The organism is Methylotuvimicrobium sp., from assembly GCF_050611805.1.
GTDB lineage: Bacteria > Pseudomonadota > Gammaproteobacteria > Methylococcales > Methylomonadaceae > Methylotuvimicrobium.
In genome coordinates, this window is the sequence record NZ_JBNGHF010000022.1 from 25,575 (window position 1) to 47,738 (window position 22,164).

20 protein-coding genes, 1 tRNA gene and 2 pseudogenes are annotated in these 22,164 nt (G+C 48.7%); 20 read left to right on the plus strand and 3 right to left on the minus strand.

The genetic code is table 11. The features are described 5' to 3' along the window. Positions 1–120 precede the first annotated feature (120 nt). From ACRJJO_RS12210 to ACRJJO_RS12220, 3 genes are all read left to right on the plus strand, one after another. Positions 121–957, plus strand: a complete 837-nt coding sequence (locus tag ACRJJO_RS12210; RefSeq protein ID WP_431066003.1) for a lysophospholipid acyltransferase family protein — start codon at positions 121–123, stop codon at positions 955–957. Positions 958–1,241: 284 nt separating this feature from the next. Continuing rightward, entirely contained in the window at positions 1,242–2,084 is an 843-nt protein-coding gene (mepA, locus tag ACRJJO_RS12215) for a penicillin-insensitive murein endopeptidase (protein ID WP_431066004.1), read from the plus strand. Positions 2,085–2,582: 498 nt separating this feature from the next. Then, positions 2,583–3,239 (plus strand): thiopurine S-methyltransferase, encoded by a 657-nt coding sequence (locus ACRJJO_RS12220; RefSeq protein ID WP_431066005.1) that lies wholly within the window; start codon positions 2,583–2,585, stop codon positions 3,237–3,239. On the opposite strand, the gene ACRJJO_RS12225 is transcribed toward ACRJJO_RS12220, so the two are convergent. Continuing rightward, positions 3,234–4,388 carry a right-handed parallel beta-helix repeat-containing protein gene (locus ACRJJO_RS12225; protein ID WP_431066006.1) on the minus strand — a complete coding sequence of 385 codons (1,155 nt, stop codon included), beginning with the start codon at positions 4,386–4,388 and terminating at the stop codon, positions 3,234–3,236. The two genes, ACRJJO_RS12220 and ACRJJO_RS12225, sit on opposite strands and share 6 nt — an antisense overlap. 621 nt (positions 4,389–5,009) lie before the next feature. Between ACRJJO_RS12225 and aqpZ the strand changes: the two are divergent. From aqpZ to ACRJJO_RS12310, 17 genes and pseudogenes are all read left to right on the plus strand, one after another. Next, a pseudogene (gene aqpZ, locus ACRJJO_RS12230) lies at positions 5,010–5,749 on the plus strand (aquaporin Z). A gap of 1,414 nt (positions 5,750–7,163) precedes the next feature. Further along, positions 7,164–7,313 carry a hypothetical protein gene (locus ACRJJO_RS12235; RefSeq protein ID WP_431066052.1) on the plus strand — a complete coding sequence of 50 codons (150 nt, stop codon included), beginning with the start codon at positions 7,164–7,166 and terminating at the stop codon, positions 7,311–7,313. Positions 7,314–7,349: 36 nt separating this feature from the next. Continuing rightward, positions 7,350–7,610 (plus strand): CopG family ribbon-helix-helix protein, encoded by a 261-nt coding sequence (locus ACRJJO_RS12240; protein WP_431066007.1) that lies wholly within the window; start codon positions 7,350–7,352, stop codon positions 7,608–7,610. A gap of 162 nt (positions 7,611–7,772) precedes the next feature. Then, a complete protein-coding gene (locus tag ACRJJO_RS12245; RefSeq protein WP_431066008.1) occupies positions 7,773–9,311 on the plus strand; it encodes an N-6 DNA methylase in 1,539 nt (512 codons plus the stop codon). 10 nt (positions 9,312–9,321) lie between these two features. Continuing rightward, complete coding sequence (locus ACRJJO_RS12250) at positions 9,322–9,567, plus strand: hypothetical protein (protein WP_431066009.1); 246 nt, start codon at positions 9,322–9,324, stop codon at positions 9,565–9,567. Then, the gene (locus ACRJJO_RS12255) at positions 9,552–9,839 is read left to right on the plus strand and encodes a DUF1016 N-terminal domain-containing protein (protein WP_431066010.1); all 288 of its coding nucleotides are present in this window, start codon (positions 9,552–9,554) and stop codon (positions 9,837–9,839) included. The genes ACRJJO_RS12250 and ACRJJO_RS12255 overlap by 16 nt, the downstream gene beginning before the upstream one ends. 10 nt (positions 9,840–9,849) lie before the next feature. After that, a pseudogene (locus ACRJJO_RS12260) lies at positions 9,850–10,050 on the plus strand (DUF1016 N-terminal domain-containing protein); the annotation flags it as partial. Positions 10,051–10,239: 189 nt separating this feature from the next. Next, a complete protein-coding gene (locus ACRJJO_RS12265) occupies positions 10,240–10,647 on the plus strand; it encodes an HI0074 family nucleotidyltransferase substrate-binding subunit (protein WP_431066011.1) in 408 nt (135 codons plus the stop codon). Then, positions 10,644–12,005, plus strand: coding sequence for a restriction endonuclease subunit S (locus tag ACRJJO_RS12270; protein ID WP_431066012.1), 1,362 nt, complete (start codon positions 10,644–10,646; stop codon positions 12,003–12,005). Before ACRJJO_RS12265 ends, ACRJJO_RS12270 begins: the two co-directional genes overlap by 4 nt. A 46-nt stretch (positions 12,006–12,051) precedes the next feature. Further along, positions 12,052–12,246, plus strand: coding sequence for a type II toxin-antitoxin system VapB family antitoxin (locus ACRJJO_RS12275; RefSeq protein ID WP_431065873.1), 195 nt, complete (start codon positions 12,052–12,054; stop codon positions 12,244–12,246). A 2-nt stretch (positions 12,247–12,248) separates the two neighbouring features. Then, complete coding sequence (locus tag ACRJJO_RS12280; protein WP_431066013.1) at positions 12,249–12,617, plus strand: type II toxin-antitoxin system VapC family toxin; 369 nt, start codon at positions 12,249–12,251, stop codon at positions 12,615–12,617. Positions 12,618–12,627: 10 nt separating this feature from the next. After that, positions 12,628–13,617, plus strand: coding sequence for a RhuM family protein (rhuM, locus tag ACRJJO_RS12285; protein ID WP_431066014.1), 990 nt, complete (start codon positions 12,628–12,630; stop codon positions 13,615–13,617). A 115-nt stretch (positions 13,618–13,732) separates the two neighbouring features. After that, entirely contained in the window at positions 13,733–13,945 is a 213-nt protein-coding gene (locus tag ACRJJO_RS12290) for a hypothetical protein (protein WP_431066015.1), read from the plus strand. Next, positions 13,942–14,367, plus strand: a complete 426-nt coding sequence (locus tag ACRJJO_RS12295; protein WP_431066016.1) for a putative toxin-antitoxin system toxin component, PIN family — start codon at positions 13,942–13,944, stop codon at positions 14,365–14,367. Before ACRJJO_RS12290 ends, ACRJJO_RS12295 begins: the two co-directional genes overlap by 4 nt. Next, positions 14,364–17,576 carry a type I restriction endonuclease subunit R gene (locus ACRJJO_RS12300; RefSeq protein WP_431066017.1) on the plus strand — a complete coding sequence of 1,071 codons (3,213 nt, stop codon included), beginning with the start codon at positions 14,364–14,366 and terminating at the stop codon, positions 17,574–17,576. The genes ACRJJO_RS12295 and ACRJJO_RS12300 overlap by 4 nt, the downstream gene beginning before the upstream one ends. Before the next feature lie 109 nt (positions 17,577–17,685). Then, entirely contained in the window at positions 17,686–18,300 is a 615-nt protein-coding gene (locus tag ACRJJO_RS12305; RefSeq protein ID WP_431066018.1) for a hypothetical protein, read from the plus strand. 63 nt (positions 18,301–18,363) lie between these two features. Then, positions 18,364–19,080, plus strand: a complete 717-nt coding sequence (locus tag ACRJJO_RS12310; protein WP_431066019.1) for a hypothetical protein — start codon at positions 18,364–18,366, stop codon at positions 19,078–19,080. Between the two features lie 107 nt (positions 19,081–19,187). On the opposite strand, the gene ACRJJO_RS12315 is transcribed toward ACRJJO_RS12310, so the two are convergent. Both ACRJJO_RS12315 and ACRJJO_RS12320 read right to left on the minus strand, forming a co-directional pair. After that, positions 19,188–21,809 carry a glycosyltransferase gene (locus ACRJJO_RS12315; RefSeq protein WP_431066020.1) on the minus strand — a complete coding sequence of 874 codons (2,622 nt, stop codon included), beginning with the start codon at positions 21,807–21,809 and terminating at the stop codon, positions 19,188–19,190. 102 nt (positions 21,810–21,911) lie between these two features. Then, positions 21,912–21,987 (minus strand) — tRNA-Thr (locus ACRJJO_RS12320). Positions 21,988–22,164: the final 177 nt, after the last annotated feature.

Consider the following 22,164-nt stretch of genomic DNA (forward strand, 5'->3'; position numbering starts at 1 on the left):
ATAACAACGAGCGCTGGAGCGTAGGAACGATAGGGAGGTGTGAATAATTACCTTGAAATTTGTCTAAGCCGAAGACACTTCGCTCCCGAATTTTCGGACACAAAAATAACCTGTTTGATAATGATTCAAAGCGTCAGCCGAACATTAAACCGAATAACGAAAAGCCATCAGCCTCAAATTAAGCGGCTGAATTATTATTGGCGCTTGTTTGGTACCGGGTTCAGTTTTTTTACCTTCGGCGCTGGCGGATTCTTGTTATGGGTTTTGGTTTTTCCGGTGTTGTCGATCATTCCAGGAACTCACGAGAGTAAGATCCGCCGGGGCCAACAAGTCGTTCATTACAGTTTTTACGCATTCATCGGCCTGATGCATCGCATCGGCGTAATGACCTACAAGATCGAAGGGCTGGAAAAACTCAATAGGCCCGGGCAATTGATCGTTGCCAATCATCCGACATTGGTCGACATCGTCTTTCTAATCAGCCGAATCAGCCAAGCCAGTTGCATCGTCAAGGCCAGTCTTTGGCGCAATCCGTTCATGCGGGGGCCGATCCTCAATGCCGGCTATATCAGCAACGGCGACCCTGAAGTCATGATAGACGAATGCGTGCAAAGACTGCAGTCGGGCGGCACAATGATCATCTTTCCGGAAGGCACCCGCTCGGTGCCCGGAAAACCCTACCGGTTTCAACGCGGCGCGGCTAGCATCGCAATACAAGCGCATGCGATCGTAACTCCTGTGACGATGTCCTGTTATCCCAGTACGCTGACCAAGGCCGAAAAATGGTATCAAATTCCCCGCCGGCGCTTTCATCTTGCAATGCACGTCGGCGAGGATATCCCGATGCAAGAATTCACTTCGCTTCAGCCCCGGTCCATTGCCGTGCGCCGCTTCAATAGCTATTTGCAGGATTACTTTACACGGCAACGAGTGCTCTCCGAGCAAGATGGAAAATAACGAATAAAAAACATTATGGCTTCCATGCTCCCTCTGGCACGGGGGCGCTTCAAGGATCGCTTCTACCTAGCTGAAGCTAATGTGGGAGCGATGCCTGCATCGCGACTTTCGAAGCCACTAATGCTGAATAGTCAACGACTTAACCTAATGGCAGTAAACTCTAGGATGGGTAATCGTTTACCGTCGGGTATGAAAGGTTCTTATCTATAACGACAAGCGCTAGCGCCTGAGACCAATGAGAAACGCAGCTCTATCTTCACCATCAGTCATCCAAATTCGCTCCCATGAAAAAACTATTAATCATCATCTCTTTATGGATTATTGCGATGCTTGCCGCAGCAAATCCTGCATTACAGAAATGGGCCAAAGTGACAGAGCCTGCGCCGGCCCGCGGTATTGCGCAAAGTATTGGCGACTATACGGCCGGGTGTATTCGTGGTGCGGTATCGTTGCCGTTCAGGGGTGAGGGGTATCAAGTGATGCGTTTGTCACGCAAACGCTATTACGGCCATCCCGACTTGATTCAATTCATCGAAAACATGGGGCGTGAAGCCATGGCGCAAGGCTGGGGAACTCTATTGATCGGAGATTTGGGACAGCCTCGAGGCGGCCCGACTTTGACCGGACACCGCAGCCATCAAACCGGTCTCGATGTCGATATCTGGTATTTAATATCGCATAAGGCTACCTTGCGATCATTGACGATGGAAGAACGGGAAAAATGGAGCGCTCCGTCAGTGGTAAGGACTGCCATCGACCGCATCGATGATGCCCAGTGGACGCAGCGCCATGATCGTATACTCGAAACGGCGGCGCGCATGCCGGAAGTCGAACGGATTTTCGTCAATGCCGCGATCAAGCGTCATCTGTGCGAAAATTCGGCCGAACGCGATTGGCTCGGAAAGATTCGCCCGTGGTGGGGGCATCACGATCATTTCCATGTGCGCTTGAAATGCCCGGAAAGCAACCCCGATTGCCGAAGCCAAGAGCCTATCCCTAAAGGCGACGGCTGCGATGCAACGCTCGACTGGTGGTTTACCGCCGAAGCGAAAACACCCGCAGCACCGGCGGCCCCGGCCAAAGCGCCGGAATTGCCCGCTTTATGCGAAGCTATGTTGAATGATTGAAACCAATGAACGGCTACTCCCTTTATACTCAAAAAATAGCTAACTTTATGAAGGTATGGGGTGTGGCTAGCGAGGATGTCGGCAGCAGGGCAGATTTTTGCTCCATGCAAAATCCGCATTCACGCCATCCCCGGCGTTCGATTGCTGCCGTCAAGCCCCCATGGATGGGTTTACCCAGCACCTAAATTCCATAGTCCATTGACTATGTTAACTATACCTTTCGCACTTCAAATTTCGGCAGTGCCTAAGGAGGCATCGGGGTGCTCGGCCCCTCACCTAACGCTAGGTGAGGGGCCAGCATGGAGTTGGCATAGAGCCTACATGGACGTATTCACGGCGTCCATTGACGGGTACCCCGGTGCCGAATTTTGATCTACGATGAGTATATCTGGGATAATTTAGATGCTGGGTGAACGGCGGTCCTCGATAGACACATCCCATACCTTATATTTCTTCGACGGTTTTTCGATCAAAAGGGAATAAATAGCGTGAGAAACTATGCATCAAGAATTCTGGCTTGAACGCTGGCAACAAAATCAGATCGGTTTTCATAGTGAAAGCATCAATCCGCATTTAGAACAATATTGGCCGGCATTGCATATCGAAGCGGGAAGCCGGGTCTTCGTGCCGTTGTGCGGAAAGAGTAACGATATGCTGTGGCTGCTCGCGCAAAACTATCGAGTTATCGGCGTCGAACTCAGTCCCCTGGCAGTCAACGCGTTTTTCACCGAGAACAAAGTACCGGCAACCGCAGGGCATAAAGACAATTTCGAAGTGTGGGAAAACGATGATCTGTGCATTTATTGCGGCGATTTTTTTCACCTGAGAGAGGACGATTTAACGGGGGTTGATGCCGTTTATGATCGGGCCTCGCTCGTTGCGTTACCTCCGGAGATGCGCGCGGATTATGCGGGGCATATGAAACGCTTGCTTAAAACCGGCACGAAAATATTATTGGTGGCATTCGATTATCCACAGCAAGAAATGGACGGGCCGCCGTTCAGCGTGCAATGCCAAGAAGTAGAAACGCTGTATCGGGATTGGTGCCGGATCGATTTACTGCACACCGAGGATATATTGTCTAAAGAGCCTCGTTTTCGGGAAAGAGGCTTAAATCGTTTGCAAGAACAGGTCTATGTCTTGACGGTTTTATAATCCACCGTCAAATGCGTAAGCGCCGATATCGAGCGGGTCTTGTTGCCGACGCGCTTCTCGGTTTAGCGGATGGCGATATTGAAACTCCGGACGAAGCGAAACGCCGATAGAAGGCATGCCCGGAGCGGAGCCTCTTCCTATCGCCGGAGAGCTGGGCAAAAGACGATAATCGAAAGCGTTACGATCGACAAAACCGCCGTCTTCAGTCGTCAGGTTGTGGCGTTGCCGCCCGGACCCTTGCAACGGAATAACGTTACCGACCAGTAAATTATTGATCGAGACCACTTCGACGTTTGCGTGATTGTGAATGAACACGCCGCGGCTGCGATCATTGACGAAAGTGTTGTTCACCGCATAGAGGTTTCGATCCGAATTGTTCCGGCTGTATTCTCCGGCATAGGAAATGGCCGTCCAATTATCAGAGCGGGGGCTTTGTCGCAACATATTGCCGATAATGAAAGCATCGCCGCCGTTCGGTAGGTCGATCAAATAACTCGACGCGCCTTGCTCGTCGGTAATGCGGTTGTAAAGTAGATAATTTTCCCGCGCCCGCGATTTAACGTTATGACCGGTTACGGCATCATGGATGTAACAATTGCGTAGCGTAAAGCGGCGAATAGCGCCGATATAAATGTTATGCCCCAGCTTGCCGTGGCGGCGGTAATCGACCGTATTATCATTGAATTCGGAACCTTCGATCACAATATCGCTGCGCGGATTCGAGCCGGTCAAAATCCCCATTTGGTTATCATGAAAATGCGCATTGCGAACCGTCAAATGCGTGCCTTCAAAGCGTATGCCTGCCCCATTCAAACTCGCCACAGCCGCGCCGGAAAATTCGATATTCTCGACAATGACATTATTACCCTTAATGACCCAAATGGCTTTGCCTTCGGCTGAATTTTCGTTCGCCTGGAGATGCGCTTGCCCGCCGGCGCCTCTCAATGTCAGTCGATGCTGCCGCCAAACCGCGACATCACCGGAATAGATGCCGGCATCAATTACCACTGTGTCGCCGTTCTTGGCGATTCTTGCCGCATCACTGGGTTGCTTCAAGATTCGCTCGGGGCCGACCGACAATGTGACGCTCACACTTATGGCTGGGCAGCAGAGCAGCAAGGCAAAGATGGTCGGAATGAATATTTTCATGATGTTTTCAATTCGGTGAATGACGGCGCGTCCACTGTGATTGGAATTTAATCTAGGAACCTAAGGAACGAGCATGAAATAACTTCGACAAATGCTGAAAGGAAGGGGCGGTGGCTCGATTGACAGGCGTCGGCGGCAGGGCAGATTTTTGCTCCTGCAAAATCTGCATTCATGCCATCCATGGCAATCAGATTCCGCCGTCGAGCCTACATGGACGTATTCACCCAGCACCTAAATTCCATAGCCCTTTGGCTATGATAACTATCTCGAATAATTTAGGTGCTGGGTTCACGGCGTCCTGACAAGCGAGTCGCCGAACCACCATAATGCCTAAAACTTGTAAAAGTAAATTTGTGCATATTCCTAAAGAAGATAGTAAATCCACGAACGTACGAAATCGATCTGTCGATTATCCGAAGAAGAGTTGGGTATAGGAGCATCATCAATGATATTACTCGGGTATGTTTCAATACAATTTGCTATCTCCATAACATAAACTTTGCTATATTTCTTCCAACTAGTTCACAGAGGAGAGCATTCCGCGCCCAGTATCTTAATGTAGCATTTGGACTTATAACAATACCAACAATAAGCTTTTAAGCAGTCCGGGGAGATTTAATCATGACACTATCAAAAAAATTAGGCGCCGAATTCATCGGCACATTTTGGCTGGTTCTCGGCGGTTGCGGAAGCGCCGTACTTGCCGCAGCCTTTCCCGAAGTAGGCATCGGTCTTACCGGCGTTTCCTTTGCTTTCGGTTTAACAGTATTGACCATGGCCTATGCCATCGGTCATATATCAGGCTGCCACCTTAATCCGGCCGTTTCGATCGGCCTGTGGTCCGGCGGACGCTTCTCGGCTGGCGAACTCGGGCCTTAATCGCCGCGCAAGTGTTAGGCGGAATTACCGGAGCGGTCGTGCTTTATATTATCGCGACAGGTAAAGCGGGATTCGATGTAAGCGGCGGATTTGCATCTAACGGGTATGGAGAGCATTCGCCCGGCGGTTATAGTTTGACGTCTGCATTGACTACAGAAGTAGTCATGACTTTCATGTTTTTGATCATCATTCTCGGTGCAACCGATAAACGGGCGCCGGCCGGTTTTGCTCCGATTGCAATTGGGTTGGGTCTCACGCTCATCCATCTAATCAGCATCCCGGTTACGAATACCTCGGTCAACCCGGCTCGCAGCACAGCCGTCGCAATTTTTGTTGGCGATTGGGCGGTCGCGCAACTATGGTTGTTCTGGGTTGCTCCTATCGTTGGCGCCGGTCTTGCGGGATTGTTCTACCGCTGGCTCGGGAGCGAAAAAACCGCCGAATCTGAAGATAAGTCGTGGGTTGAATTGCCGGAAGGTTGAGAATCAATACATAAAATAAAAAGGTTCCCTAAAGGACATGGAGTGCCAAGGATGGTAGAGTTTCTATCACATGCCGATGCCGGCAACGCTGATCCCTCCTTCTAACAGGCGATCTATTGTCAGTCATCAAGGCGACATTTCCGCCGTTTCGTAAATACTCGAAATGGGCGAAAAAAGCGAAAAAAGGGTCAGGTTAAATTTAAATTATTAATTCATTTTGCAAAAGCCAACATTAACAACATCAAAAGGTCGGCTATACGGCGATAAGCGCGTTAAAAAATAGATTGGCTGCCACCAAAATCTGAAGATCCAATTTTTTGGTTTGTTGGCAATTGTTTCTGTGGAAATCTGCAAGCGGAACTGGCAGGGGCACCCATAAGACAGGACCTGTTATTTGTTATACCGAGCGCTACAAGACTCGTAATGAAAGCTTGGTGGACGCCTAGAAAAATTTGGAAAAAGGGAAGGATCAAATGCAAAGCCTGACCTGACTCTATCCTTTACTTAGGACCGGTTTTCCTCAGTAGTTCATGCCCCAGAAAAACTCGACCCTCAGAAACAATCTATCGTCCTGTTATTGTTATCAGAATGCTGTTGCGCCGAAATGAAAAATAGTTATTTTTTGCCTTTCTGTTGGTGGTATTTTACTTTTTTCGGCATATAAAAAGTCTTTTTTAGGAGGCTGTTTTTTGTTTTATGTGGTGCATAATTGATGCAGCATGGGTGCGTGGTAGATTCTTGAAGGGTCAGATAATGGTAAGACAAAGCATATCCGTAACAGAGCCGAACGATGAGTGGTTGAAGGCTCAATCGCTAATGCAGAATACCGTAGTAAAAGTGAAGTGATTAACGACCTAATTTGGGGGGCGTGGCGACAACAGCTTGAAATTGATCTGAACTGATTCAGGCTGAACAGAGCGGTTTTACCGATTAGAAACCAGAAGATTTATTAAATAACTTTAAGGAAGAAGCGCGTCGAGAAGGGCTCTTATAAACTCTCTAAAAAATCCCGCAAAAAAGGGGGGGCAGGTTCTGAGGTATCCCTGCGAAATAGCCAAATAAAACGATTTGCTATGGCTGAAAATTTATAGATATATTGATTTTTTTCATCGTTCCTACGCTCTGCGTTAATCGTTATACATAAGTCCGGTACACTTGCTGAACAGAGCTTATCGAATAACTGGGAGCGTTGATGTTTGATAAGTCTGTGGATATTGATCGCCAGTGGCTTTCCTTCGCCTAGCGTTAGGTAGGGGACGACGAAGGCGGCGATGAACGCTCTGTGGGAGCGATACCCTGATCGCGATTTCGAAGTCGAGATTGTTAAGTGACAATAAATGGTATCGAGCGTTTTGTGGGGGTACCTTAGGGTCAGGTTGAATTATTAATTCAACCTGACCCCTTTTTGTGCCGAGTGGGATCGCCCGGAACAGTCCGGAAGGATTGGTTCGATACCGAACCGGAGGCGCTGGAGGCCGCTGAAAAAGTTTTCGACGCCAAGAAGAAAAAGGGGTGCCGGGTTCTCATTGAGAATCTAAGGGCGCCTTTACAACGTATGGTCTAAGATGACATGCGAACCGCACTGAACCGAATCACTATTATGGCCACCACAGAAGCATTCACCGTCCGAACCGAACCCGATATTGTTCACCAGCTCGGCCACATTGCCGAGTCACTAGATCGGTCACGCAATTACATCGTCAATCAAGCGCTGAAGGAATACCTATGGCGTCACGCTAATAAGAGTGAGAGGTTCAATCAAGGCAAAGTAGCTGCCGATTATATCGAGTTGCCCGATGACGATGAGATCATACGCAAAATAGAAGATCTGATCGAACGGAAAAAAAGGGGAAAAGTGTGACACTTAATTTCTTGTTGGCCTAAATAAAAGAGCGCGTTGCCGTTTTGACCGGTACCCAATACATTTTGCCGTATCGAGTGCAAGGCCAACAGATTCAGATTTTGGCGGTGCTGCATACGGCAAGACAGTGGCTGGATAAATTTTAATGATGGAAGGAATGACATGGCAAAAGCCAAAAAAGAACAAAAACCAGAAGCCCTGGAAAAACAACTCTGGAAAGCGGCGGACAAACTTCGCAAAAACATCGATGCCGCCGAATACAAACACGTCGTTCTCGGACTGATTTTTCTCAAATACATTTCCGATTCCTTCGAAGAGCATTTTGCCAAGCTACAAGCCGGCGAAGACGAATATGCCGGCGCCGATCCCGAAGACAAGGACGAATACAAAGCCGAGAACGTGTTCTTCGTTCCTCCCGAAGCCCGTTGGTCATTCTTGCTTGCCCAAGCCAAACAGCCGGAAATCGGCAAGTTCATCGACGCCGCGATGGATGCCATCGAAAAGGAAAATCCATCATTGAAAGGCGTTTTGCCGAAAGTCTATGCACGGCAAAACCTCGATCCTACCAATTTAGGCGGATTGATTGATCTGGTCGGTAATATCGCGCTCGGCGATGCCAAAGCCCGTAGCGCCGATGTCTTGGGGCATGTGTTCGAGTATTTTCTCGGCGAATTCGCGCTCGCCGAAGGCAAACAGGGAGGCCAGTTCTACACGCCGCGCAGTATCGTTGAATTATTGGTTAAAATGCTCGAACCGTATAAAGGCCGGGTACTCGATCCCTGTTGCGGCTCGGGCGGCATGTTCGTGCAATCGGAAAAGTTTGTCGAAGAACATCAGGGCAAGATCAACGATATTTCGATTTACGGACAGGAAAGCAACCAAACCACTTGGCGGCTGGCCAAGATGAATTTAGCCATTCGCGGCATTGATAGCTCGCAAGTCAAATGGAACAACGAAGGCTCGTTCTTGAACGATGCTCATAAAGACCTGAAAGCCGATTTCATCATCGCCAATCCGCCGTTCAATGACAGCGATTGGAGCGGCGATTTGCTGCGTAACGATGGGCGCTGGCAATTCGGTACGCCGCCTGCCGGTAACGCCAATTTCGCCTGGCTCCAGCATTTTGTTTATCACCTATCGCCGACCGGCAAAGCGGGGATCGTTCTGGCCAAAGGTGCGCTAACCAGTAAAACCAGCGGCGAAGGCGAGATAAGAAAAGCGCTGATTGAACAAGGCAACCTGATCGACTGCATCGTCAACCTGCCCGCCAAGCTGTTTTTGAACACGCAAATACCGGCGGCGCTGTGGTTTATGAACCGGGCGAGAAACTACGGCCACCCGCGTAAAAACGAAATCCTGTTCATCGATGCCCGCAACCTGGGGCACCTAATCAACCGCCGCACCCGCGAACTCTCGCACGAAGACATTCAAAAAATCGCCGATACCTACCATGCGTGGCGCACTGGTGAAGGTGAGTATGAAGACATCAAGGGTTTTTGCGCTTCCACGCCGATTGAGCGCGTCAAGGGATTGGATTATGTTTTAACTCCTGGGCGCTATGTCGGCCTGCCGGATGAAGCCGACGATTTCGATTTCAAAGAACGCTTTACCGCATTGAAAGCCGAGTTTGAAGCGCAGTTATTGGAAGAAGCGGCGCTCAATCAAGCCATTGCCGAGAATTTGGCGAAAATTATTATTTGAGGTTTAACCGATGACCATGCAAACACAAAATCCTAATGTCGCACATAGTTTGTATGTGCTTTATGAAACTTTGTCGGATGAGGCGCAACAATTATTTTTACAAGAATTATCAACTAAACAAAGGCATAAGGTAGAATCTGTCTTGAAGAAAAGTTCATGCGATCCAGATATGTTCGAATCCGCATTGTTATCGGAATCGGCTCTGGCGGAGGATTGGCTTAAAGCGGAAGAGGATACGGCATGGCTGAAAATATGACTCAACCCGTAACTGTTAATATCGACGGTTTGTACCAAGATATCAGGCAACTCATCGAAACGACCCAGTCCCATGTTGCTTCCCAAGTCAATCAAGCCTTGGCGCTAACCTATTGGCAGATCGGCAAAACCATTAAAACGGAAATTTTGCACGATGACCGCTCCGAATATGGCCAAGCCACGCTTAAACAATTGTCGCAACGCTTGCAACAGGAATACGGGAAGGGCTTTAGCTATTCCGGCCTAATCCGTATGACCAAGCTTTACACCTAATCTATCGGACTACGAAAAAGTTGCGACGCTGTCGCAACAATTGAGCTGGTCACATTTTGTCGAACTCATCAAAATCAAAATCAAAATCGAAAACGAACTCAAGCGCGGTTTTTACACTCGCTTGTGTAGGGAAGCGCGTTGGTCGGTGCGTACTCTGCGCGAACGTAAGTATTCAGGCCCCGTTGGCAAATTGCCGCAATTCAGGCGGTAATTATTGGCCTCCCCCTTTGAAAAAGGGGGATTGAGGGGGGGGTATTTTAAAAAATCTCCCCTAACCCCTCTTTTTTAAAGAGGGGGGCTGAATACTTACGCGCGAACTGTTTGCTTTAAGGCCGGTATGCATTCCCACGCTGGGGCTTAGAAACAAGCGCACAAAACCAAAAATATTCAGGATTAAACCATGAACAACGAAATCCGTTGGCAGCATCGCTTTCAAAATTTTGAACGAGCCTTCAAACAGTTTTCCGAAATTGCCGACGCCGATTTAAACGCTTTATCCAACTTAGAAAAAGAGGGCTTTATTCGGCGTTTTGAATACACGATTGAACTGGCTTGGAAAACGCTGAAAGATTATCTTTTAGAAAACGGTTTTGATGTCAATAGCCCTAAAGAGGTCTTTCGGCAGGCTTTTCAAAATGAGACCATTATTGACGGTGAAATTTGGATGGATGCCTTGAAAAAAAGAAATTTAACCAGCCACACTTACAATGATGCGATTTTGAATGACACTTTGAATTTTTTGCAACAAGACTTTTACCCTGTGATTGAAAAACTTTTTCGCCATTTAAAAACCGAGCTAAACGGATGAAATACGGCTTATCAGACGCGCAATTACAGGAAATTATTGCCTTTATTGAGCAATATGCAGACGTTGAACAAGCGATTTTATTTGGTTCACGGGCCATGGGTACCTTTAAAGAAGCCTCTGATGTGGATATTGCCATTAAAGGGGAAAAGGTTACTGATTCGTTAGCCCAACGGATTAAATTTGATATTGAAGAAGACACATATTTGCCGTTCTTTTTTGATGTTATTGCTTATCCGTCAATCAGTAATGAGGTATTGATCAAGCATATTGATGATAAGGGCGTGGTGATTTTTAGGCGTGGTCATAGTGAGTGGCAAGAAATGAGTGGCATTCGTGATTGCAAACTTGGTGATGTGATCAAATTTGGAAATGGAAAATCAAGACCTTCTAGTGAAGGACAGATTCCAGTCTATGGCGGCAACGGAATTCTTGGTTATAGTGCTGATGCAAATTACGATGGAGAAACTATTGTTATAGGACGGGTTGGCGCTTATTGCGGCGCGACTTACTACGAAAATCGTCCAATCTGGGTATCAGATAATGCGCTGGCAGCAAAATCAAAAGACAAAAACAATACAAAATATCTATATTTCTTTTTGAAGAGTATGGATTTGAATCAGCACGCTCAAGGTTCAAGTCACCCTCTTGTAACACAAACCCTGCTGAATTCTATTGATGTTGAAATAGTAAATGATCCAATAGAACAAAAAGCCATTGCCGCCGTCCTGTCCAGCCTCGACGACAAAATCGACCTGCTGCACCGCCAGAACAAGACCCTCGAAACGATGGCTGAAACGCTGTTCCGGCAGTGGTTTATTGAGGAAGCGGGAGAGGATTGGGATGAAGGGCGCTTGGGCGATGTTATCGAGTTGCACTATGGAAAAGGATTAAAGACAGAAGAGCGAGCAGGTAGAGGCTATCCCGTTGTCGGCTCCAGCGGCATCGTCGATCACCACACGGAGTTCTTGATAAAAGGGCCAGGCATTGTCATTGGGAGAAAGGGAACGCTCGGCAAGGTGATCTACCTTTGGGACAATTTTTATCCGATCGATACAACCTATTACGTAAAGTCAAATGTAGAGTCTGCGGGATTGTTGTATGAATATTTTCTGTTGAAAACGATAGGCTTTGAGGACATGAATACCGATTCCGCAGTACCGGGATTAAACCGCGATATAGCGCTATCGACAGAGATAAGAATTCCACCAGAGGACAAATTACATGCCTTTAACGAGCTTGTAGCTGATTTTGTCGGCAAGCTCAAAACGAATAGAGATCAGATTCTAACTCTCGAAAAACTCCGCGACACCCTGCTTCCCAAACTGATGAACGGCGAAATACGGGTGAAAATTGCCTAACTGCACAAAAAAGCGCATCATTCGATGACATTTTATGGAGGCCATTATGCGCACGACGGTTGTATTAGATGATGAATTACTCGAAAAAGCTCAAACCTTAACCAACCTAAAAGAAAAATCCAGCCTGATCAAAGAAGCCTTGAAGGCTCTGATTGAACGCGAGAGCGCCAAGCGCCTAGCCAGCCTGGGCGGTATTGCCCCCGATTTGCAGCCCATCCCGCGCCGGCAAACCGAGTTGTAACAATGCCGGTGTTGGTGGATACCTCGGTATGGATCGATCACTTTCGCAAAAAAGAACCCGCGTTGGTCGGTTTATTGGAAAACGGCCAAGTGTTGGGTCATCCGTTGGTCCGGAGTGAACTCGCGTTAGGCAATCTGCCGCAACGGTATACCCTTTTGGAGCTATTAGATCACTTGCCGCAAGCGCCGGTAGCTTTCGATGCGGAAATCAACCGGTTTATCGAAGCGAATGCCTTGTTTGGTTTGGGCATCGGTTTTGTCGATGTGCATCTGTTAGCCGCTGCAAAATTGGCGCTTAACGCCACCTTATGGACACGCGATAAACGCCTGTTGGCCGTTGCTACGCAGCTCACTATGAGCTATCAACCCTAAGCATCAGCGCATGACTTTAACAAACCAACCCCAACAAATCGCCATCTACCAAAATGAAGACGGCAGCATTCATATTGATGTTCACTTGGAACAAGACACCGTTTGGCTTAACCAAGCACAGATGGTTGAATTATTTGGCCGTGATCAGTCGGTTATCTCGCGGCATATTGCCAATGCATTCAAAGATGAGGAGGTTTCTGAAAAAAGCAATATGCAAAAAATGCATATTGCAAATTCTGACAAACCTGTGGCCTATTACGATCTGGATGTGATTATTTCGGTAGGTTATCGTATCAAGTCCAAACGAGGCGTGCAGTTTCGGCGTTGGGCCACTCAGATTTTGAAGCAATACCTACTGCAAGGCTACGCGCTGAACGAACAAAAACTGCGTGCCAGCCAGGAAAAACTAGCCGATTTGCAACGCGCCATCGCGTTATCGTCGCGCTTGATTCACAACAAATCACTGTCGGCCAACGAATCGCAAGGCATTCTGACGATTTTGGAACACTACAGCCACGCCTTGACGGTGCTGGATGATTACGACCATCAACGCTTGGTCATCACAGGTACGCAAAAAGCCACGCAGACGCCGATTCGCTATGCCGAAGCCATCGCTCAAATCCAGCTATGGCGACAACAGGAAGGGCTAGGGCAATTGTTCGGTAACGAAAAGGACGACTCGTTCAAAAGTTCTCTGGCCACGATTTATCAAACCTTCGGCGGCGAAGAGCTGTATCCGAGCATCGAGGAAAAAGCGGCGAATCTGTTGTATTTCATCGTTAAAAATCATTCTTTCAGCGACGGCAATAAACGCATCGCGGCGGCGATTTTTGCCTGGTTTTTACAGCGACACGATTATCTGTACAACGAGAACTACGAAAAACGCATTGCCGATAACGCCTTGGTTGCCTTTACTTTGTTGATTGCCGAAAGCAAGCCGGAAGAAAAAGATACCATCGTCAAAGTCATTATCAATTTAATCAATGGTAAAAATGGATGACCCCACTCACCGAATCCACGATTGAAGACTAGTCGACACATCCCCTCAAGCTGATGCGCAGTGAAGTCAGGGTAAACTATAATTCTTAACTATCCATGCCTTTTGAGGAAAACTGATGTATGCCTACAAAGAAATAATCACGCTAGAGGACTTGCAGCATATCACCTTAAAACGCCCATTAGCGTTAAAAAAAGGGCAAAAAATCGAAGTATTGATTTTGGCCGATGATGAAAATGAGGGACTGGAAGCCATCCGCGACCATATCGCCGCGCAAGGTATCAGTGAAACCGATATCAGTGACGCGATTGATTGGGCGCGGGAAAAATGAGGGTTGTTTTTGATGCCAACACGGTTATTTCAGCCTTGTTATTTCGCGGCAAGCTGTCGGCTTTGGTCCAACATTGGCGACAAGAAAATATAACGCCGTTGATTTGTGAGGAAACCCGTACCGAATTTTTACGGGTTTTAGTCTATCCAAAATTCAAGTTAAATGTCGAGCAAGTAGACATATTGGCTTCTCATTACTTGCCTTATGCCGAAACAGTGACGATTTCAGAAGCCAATAAAAACCATTTGCCAAAATGCAGAGATAATAAAGACCAAATATTTTTGGAATTAGCTTTTAATGGACAGGCTGATTTTTTAGTTACCGGCGATGAGTATTTGTTGGTATTGAGAACACAAACACCGTTTGAAATCATCACTCCGGCGGATTATTTAACGCTCCCTGGTCACAAATACACGCCATGACCCAACTCACCGAAAGCGCGATTGAAGACTTCGCTATCAAGCTATTTGAACAGCTTGGCTATCACTATGTTCACGCCCCTGAAATAGCGCCTGACAGCGCCAACCCGGAACGCGGCCATTATGACGAAGTAATCCTGAAAGACCGCTTACGGTCTGCCGTGCGGCGTATCAATCCGTCCGTTCCAACGCAGGCACTGCAAGAAGCGTTGAAAGACGTCGAACGCATCCATTCGCCCGATTTATTGGCCAACAATGAAGCCTTCCACCGGATGCTGACCGAAGGCGTCAAAGTCAGTTACAACCAAGACGGGCAGGATCGCGGTGATCTGGTCTGGCTCATTGATTTTGCCAACCCGGAAAATAATGAATTCGTGGTGGCCAATCAGTACACAGTCATTGAGAACAACCAGAACAAACGCCCCGATCTGGTGTTGTTCGTCAATGGCCTGCCTCTGGTGGTCATCGAGCTCAAAAACGCCACCGATGAAAACGCCACCCTCAAATCGGCCTATAAGCAACTCGACACTTACAAGTACACTATTCCAAGCTTGTTTACCACCAACGCCATTTTGGTGATCTCCGATGGACTAGAAGCCAAAGCCGGGTCGTTATCGGCAGGATTTAGCCGGTTCATGGCGTGGAAATCCGTCGATGGCCAAACCGAAGCCTCACATCTGGTCAGCCAGCTTGAAACCCTGATTAACGGCATGTTGAACAAAGCCACGCTGTTGGATTTGATCCGGCATTTCGTGGTGTTTGAAAAGTCTAAAAAAGAAGATCCAAATACCGGCGTCATCAGCATCAGCACGGTTAAGAAACTCGCCGCCTATCACCAATATTACGCGGTCAATGCTGCCATTGCTTCGACGCTACGCGCAGCGGGTTTTGACTCAGCAATGACGCTCACTGAACCGCCGGCGAGTTACGGTCTGCCGGATGTTAGGCAACAACCGAAAGGCGATCAAAAAGCCGGGGTGGTCTGGCATACGCAAGGTTCCGGCAAATCGCTGTCGATGGTGTTTTATACCGGCAAGATCGTTCTGGCCTTGGATAATCCGACTGTATTAGTGATTACCGACCGGAACGATCTGGACGATCAATTGTTCGATACCTTTGCCGCTTCCGCCCAATTATTGAGGCAGGAGCCCAAGCAAGTCGAAGACCGGCAACAACTTAAAGACCTGTTGCGGGTCGGTTCCGGCGGTGTGATTTTTTCCACGATCCAAAAATTCCAGCCGGAAGATGGCAATGTTTACGAACAGCTCTCCGACCGGCGCAATATCGTGGTGATTGCCGATGAAGCGCACCGGACTCAATACGGTTTTCAAGCCAAAACGGTCGATGAAAAAGACGAGAACGGCAATGTCATCGGCAAAAAAGTCGTGTACGGTTTCGCCAAATACCTACGCGATGCCTTGCCGAATGCCACTTATCTCGGCTTTACCGGCACCCCGATTGAAAAAACCGATGTCAACACGCCCGCCGTATTCGGCAATTATGTGGATATTTACGACATTGCCCAAGCCGTCGAAGATGGCGCCACGGTGCGAATTTTCTATGAAAGCCGGTTAGCCAAGGTCGGCTTGAGCGCCGAAGGCAAAAAACTGATTGGCGAACTCGATAAGGAACTGGATCAAGAAGACCTGACCGACACCCAGAAAGCCAAGGCGAAATGGACACAAGTCGAAGCCCTGATCGGTAGCCATGAGCGAGTCAAGAATATCGCTAAAGATATCGTCACTCATTTTGAAGCCCGGCAGGAGGTTTTTGACGGCAAGGGGATGATTGTCGCGATGTCCCGCCGAATCGCGGTGGCCCTGTACGATGAAATCATCAAACTCAAACCGGAATGGCATTCGGATGATCCGAACAAAGGCGTGATTAAAGTCGTGATGACGGCGGCCTCGTCAGACGGTTCCGAGCTGGCCAAACATCACACTACCAAGCAGCAACGTAAAGCCTTGGCCGAGCGGATGAAGGATAACAATGATGAACTCAAGCTCGTTATCGTCCGCGATATGTGGCTGACCGGCTTCGATGCGCCCTCGTTGCATACGCTGTATATCGACAAACCGATGAAAGGCCATAACCTAATGCAAGCGATTGCACGGGTCAACCGCGTCTATCTCGACAAGCCGGGGGGCTTGATCGTCGATTATTTGGGTATCGCCTCGGATTTAAAAGAAGCGCTGTCGTTTTATTCGGATTCGGGCGGCAGAGGCGATCCGACTTTGGCTCAAGAACAAGCCGTGCATCTGATGTTGGAAAAGCTCGAAGTTGTTTCCGCGATGTATCACGGCTTTGCCTATGAGGATTATTTCACGGCGGATACCCGTCAGAAACTCTCCATTATTCTGGCCGCCGAAGAGCATATTTTGGGGCTGAAAGACGGCAAAAAGCGCTATATCAATGAAGTGACAGCGCTCTCGCAAGCCTTTGCGATTGCCATTCCGCATGAACAGGCGATGGAAGCCAAGGATGAAGTGGCGTTCTTTCAGGCCGTCAAAGCGCGGCTGGCCAAGTTTGACGGCACCGGCTCCGGAAAAACCGATGAGGAAATAGAAACCACGATCCGGCAGGTGATCGACAAGGCCTTAATCTCCGAACAAGTCATTGATGTTTTCGATGCGGCCGGCATCAAGAAACCCGATATCTCCATCCTGTCCGAAGAATTCTTGCTCGAACTCAAAGGCATGGAGCATAAAAACGTCGCGTTGGAGGTCTTGAAAAAACTGCTCAATGACGAGTTGAAAACGCGGGCGAAAAAGAACCTGGTACAAAGCAGGTCCTTGATGGAGATGCTGGAAGCGGCCATCAAGAAATACCAGAACAAAATCCTGACCGCTGCCGAAGTGATGGACGAGCTGATTAAGATCAGCAAGGAAATTGTCGCGTCCGATAGTGAAGCCAAACAACTGGGCTTGAGCGATTTTGAATATGCGTTTTATACCGCCGTGGCCAGCAACGACAGCGCAAAAGAATTGATGCAACATGACAAGCTGCGGGAATTGGCGGTTGTTTTGACGCAAAAGGTGAAGGAAAACGCTTCGATTGACTGGACGATCAAGGAAAGTGTCCGGGCTAAATTAAAAGTGATCGTCAAACGGCTTTTGCGGCAATACGGCTATCCGCCGGATATGCAACTTTTGGCGACCGAAACCGTGTTGAAGCAGGCTGAGATGATTGCGAATGAGTTGTGCGAGGCTTGAGTTGATAGAATGGACTTCTACCTATTTTGTTGCCCAGGCCGCTGTTAAAACGGCAGAATCTCTAAGCCGCTGGATTGTTCTAGTAGACGGCGTTCAACTTGTAAAACTGATGATTCGGTATAACGTCGGTTGCATGAACGACATGATCGCTAAAATTTTATTATTCGCCGGTTTATTGAGTCCGGTTGTATGGGCCGGCGATTTCATGGGATACCGGTTCAGCCGGTCCGTTGTTTGGCAGGATGACGGTGGGCAAAGCCTGCTCGGCATGACTTTGGACGATTCGATCTATATCGCCGCCGGCGACGATTATCGAGACCTTCGCATCAAGGATCGAAACGGCGTCGAAATACCTTATTTAATGCAAAAAATCGCCGTCAGCAAGAGAGTTGTTAGCCGGCATGCCATCGACAGTGTAATCGAGTCCTTCAACAAAATCGGCGAAGAGGGTATTGTCGTTACGGCTAAATTGGACAAGGGCGCAGTTAACGCCGACGGTTTGACGATCGTGACCCAGCAGCGGGATTTCGAATACGGGCTACAAATTCACGGCTCCGCCGACGGCCTCGAGTGGCACCTGTTGGTCGAGAATAGAATGCGCCGATCTACGATTATTCCCGTTATATCGCGGTCGATCAGCGGGACGTCGAATTACCGGCCAATCAGTATCGGCATTTTAAAATTACCGTGGACAAGGCGGCTCAAACTCATCTTGCCAATCTGACGGAACTGACTCGATTGTTGGAAGACGGGGAAGAGCTGCAACGGTCTGAACGGCGACGAAGCGTTGCGTATCGAGCGCATCGACTTTTGGCATAAACAGACTGAAACCGTACCGAAAGAAGCAAAATCGTTCGATTATGCGGTCGAGGATTCTGCGGTCAGCCAAGACGACGAGCTTAAAACGACAGTGATCGACATCAAAACGCAGCGCCAACCGTTGACCGGTTTTGTGGTCAAAACTGGTACGCTCAATTTCAGCCGTAACGCGGAAGTGCAAATTCCGCTGCAACACGGCATCGAATCCCGCTGGCAAACGATCGGCAGCGCCACACTGGAAGCGTTGAATTTTCAGGATATTAGCCACGAGCAAAGCCGAATCGGTTTTTCCGAACAGCGCCGGGCGAATTACCGCATCGTGATTCATAATCAAGATAGTCCGCCGCTGGATATTATCGGCATCAACGGTGTCGGAAACGGTTATCGATTGCTGTTTCTTAGCGATCCCGGTAACCGCTATCGACTCTATTATGGGAATGACAGGGCCGAATCGGCTCGTTACGATACTGCGCCGATTCTGGAGTTGTTGCGCCGAGGTTATCCCAGTATTGCCGCCGAACTGGACGCTGAAGTCGCCTCTGAAGCGATTGATCTGCCGCCGGATATGAACGAATTATTGAACAGCCGATGGTTTCTAGTCAGGGCGATAGGCATCATGTTGGCGGTACTAGCCTGGAGCTTGTATCGCGTCGGAAAACGGGTCGGCGAGTTGCCGAAGTCATAAGCGGGTGCGCTATTCGCTGCGTCTTACAATCCGTTCGGGATTCCGGCAATCCGTGCCGGAATCCCGTGTAGTAGCGGAGCGCGTTCGGTCGAAACCGTGGGGAATCCTTATAACAGTTCCTTATCTTGCGGGCTCTCGATGGCTTGTGTTGCCGGTCTGGGATAATAATTGGGCGCGATACTGAATAGCAAGGTCAAAAGTGTCGCTATATAGGGTACCGTTTGCACCGAGAGTACGGCAACCCAGAGCCGGCCGCTCAAATTGTCGAAATGATCGATTGATAACATCGAATAAATCGCCAAGCCGAGCAAGCTCAGCAACAAGAGCTCTTGCCAGATCGTAGCGAGGCCCGCGATGAAGGGTCCTTGTTTTTCGAGTTTCGGCGTGCGCATGAACGGTTTGCCGGAGGTGAATAAGCCCTGAAGCGTGCCTTTAGCGACGGTATGCGTCAGGGATAAGCCGGACAATGCGGCTCCGAGCGATTGTAGAGTTGAACAGTTAACGCGTGCCTTGTACAACCATAACGTACGGAAAATTTTAAAGCAGAATAAGCCGATGGTCGGCAACAGCAATGCATTGACCGGTAATTCGCTTCGTAGCGGGTCGGCGACCAGCAATGTCGTCATGATCAAGCTGGCAATCGTCAAAAGCATCGCCAACGCATCGGAAAACCAAGGCAGCCAACCTGCAATGAAATAATAGCGTTGCGCGGTGGTCAGCGAGGATTGTTTTCCGGGTAGAAATTGCCGCCAATGATGTTTGATGATTTGCATGGCTCCGTACACCCAGCGGAATCGCTGTGTCATGTAACCCGAAAACGTATCCGGCATGAGCCCCTGTCCGAACGAGTCCTTGCAATAGACCGAATCGTAACCGGCTTCGTACAGGCGCAAACCCAGCTCGCTGTCCTCGCAAATACACCATTCTCCCCAGCGGCCTACTTGGAGCAACGCGGATTTGCGGATCATCGTCATGGTGCCGTGCTGAATGATCGCGTTATACTCGTTACGTTGTACCATGCCGATATTGAAAAATCCGGCATATTCCCAGTAACACATCGACTTGAATGTGCTGAGACCTCGATCGCGATAATCTTGGGGTGACTGGACGAAACCGACTTTTTCGTCCTCGAAATAAGGCACCATCGATTTCAGCCAATCGGGCGAGATGATGTAATCGCTATCGATCACGGCGATAATCTCGGCATCGGAGGCGCTTTGCTCCAGTCCGAAGTTGATCGCGCCCGCCTTGAAGCCCGGCCAGTTTTTCAGGTGGAAAAATTTGAATACGCCGCCAAGCCGTTCGCAATCTTTTTGTACCGGCTCCCAAACGGCCGGGTCTTTGGTATTGTTGTCGAGTACCAACACCTCAAGATTCGGATAATCGACACGCGCCAATGCCTCGAGCGTTTCGCGTACCATTTCCGGCGGTTCGTTGTGAATCGGCAGATGTACCGACACTTTGGGAAATGTGAAGCCGGCCGCTGGTTGTAGCGGTTTAAACGTGCGCTTTCCTTTGCGGTGCCACAAGACCTCGGCGATTTCCATACTTTCGGTCAGTAGTATGACGACGGCCATTGCTTGCATTAGCAACAGCAGTGTCCAGAATACCAACGAGATGCCGGTTTGGTATTGTTGGGCCGCCACCGCCGCGGACCATAGAATGACCGATGCGGCTAGATTTGCGACGATGCCGAAGAAAATCTTGCCGGGCAATTTCAGTCTTCGGTGCCGACTGAATAGAAATAAAGCCATCAAGAAGATGCTTAAAACAGCGGCGCCGGTCGCCCAGGCTTGCCAATCCGGCATCGGCGTGACATCGCCTTTCATCGGAAATTTTAATTCTCGATCGGCATTGAATATTCCCCAATAAGCCCCGGCCGAGCCTTCTAGTTCGACTTTCCAGGGTTGGTCGAAGGCTTCGATGACGTAGTAGGTAATTTTTTGCTCGGTCGCGCGGTTGAGAAATTGTCTTAAAAACTGGGCTTGATTCGCCAGCGATGCGGTGGCGTTTTTAAACGGTTGTCCGTCGGAAGGCCAGCCGACTTCGGTTATGATAATGGGTTTATTCGGAAATGCTTCGCGCATCGCATTGAAGCGGTAGAACACGTATTCGACTGCTGCATCGATCGACAACCCTTCCCAGTACGGCAATATATGCAAAGCGATGAAATCGACTTCATTAGCCAGTTCGGGATGCGCCAACCACATGTCCCAGGTTTCCGATGTGCTGACCGGGCGCCAAGTGCGTGCTTTCACTTCGCGGATATGAGCGATCAATTGATCGGGTGCGATATCTTTACGCAACAACACCTCATTACCGACCAACAAGCGTACGATCGTCGGCGAGTTTTGATTGCTGAGCGCGATCAAACTTTCAATTTCGCGCCGGTTCTTGTCGAGATCGGTATCGATCCATGCGCCCATCGTTACGTTCAGGTCGTATTTATCCGCCAATTCGGGAACGAATTCCAACCCATCCAGAGCGCTATAGGTTCTTACCGCATGTACTTTGCCGGCAAGCAGCTTTAGATCGTTCTCGATTTGATCTTGGGTAGGAGGGCTGCTGTTTCCGGGGTCGAAATCCCTCCGCATCGGGCTGTAAGTTACCCCTTTCATGACTTTATCCCAAGATTGCATCTTGAGTGGATAATTCAGATAGTTCCAGATGCTTAAATTGACCCAAACCAATAAAGGTAAAATCAATAAAGTAAGGATTTTAGTTTTCATTCAGTGATAAGCTCCGGGACAAGCAAGAAATGGAAGATATTGGATGGACACATCGGAATAAAAAAAGGGCCCGGTCAAAGTAAACCGAACCCTTTTGTTTATTGGAGCCAATGGCGGGATTCGAACCCGCGACCTACTGATTACGAATCAGTTGCTCTACCAACTGAGCTACATCGGCGATTTCGCGGCGGATTTTAATCAATTTCATGATCTTCTGGCAAGGAACTGAATTTATTTAAAAAATATCCGAATACATCGACTAAGCGTTTGCTTTGAATGCAAACAGATCTTTGAAACTAACGGATAAAAATTTCGGCGTTGCCGCATTCATCGAATGCAGCTGAGACCTTACCAA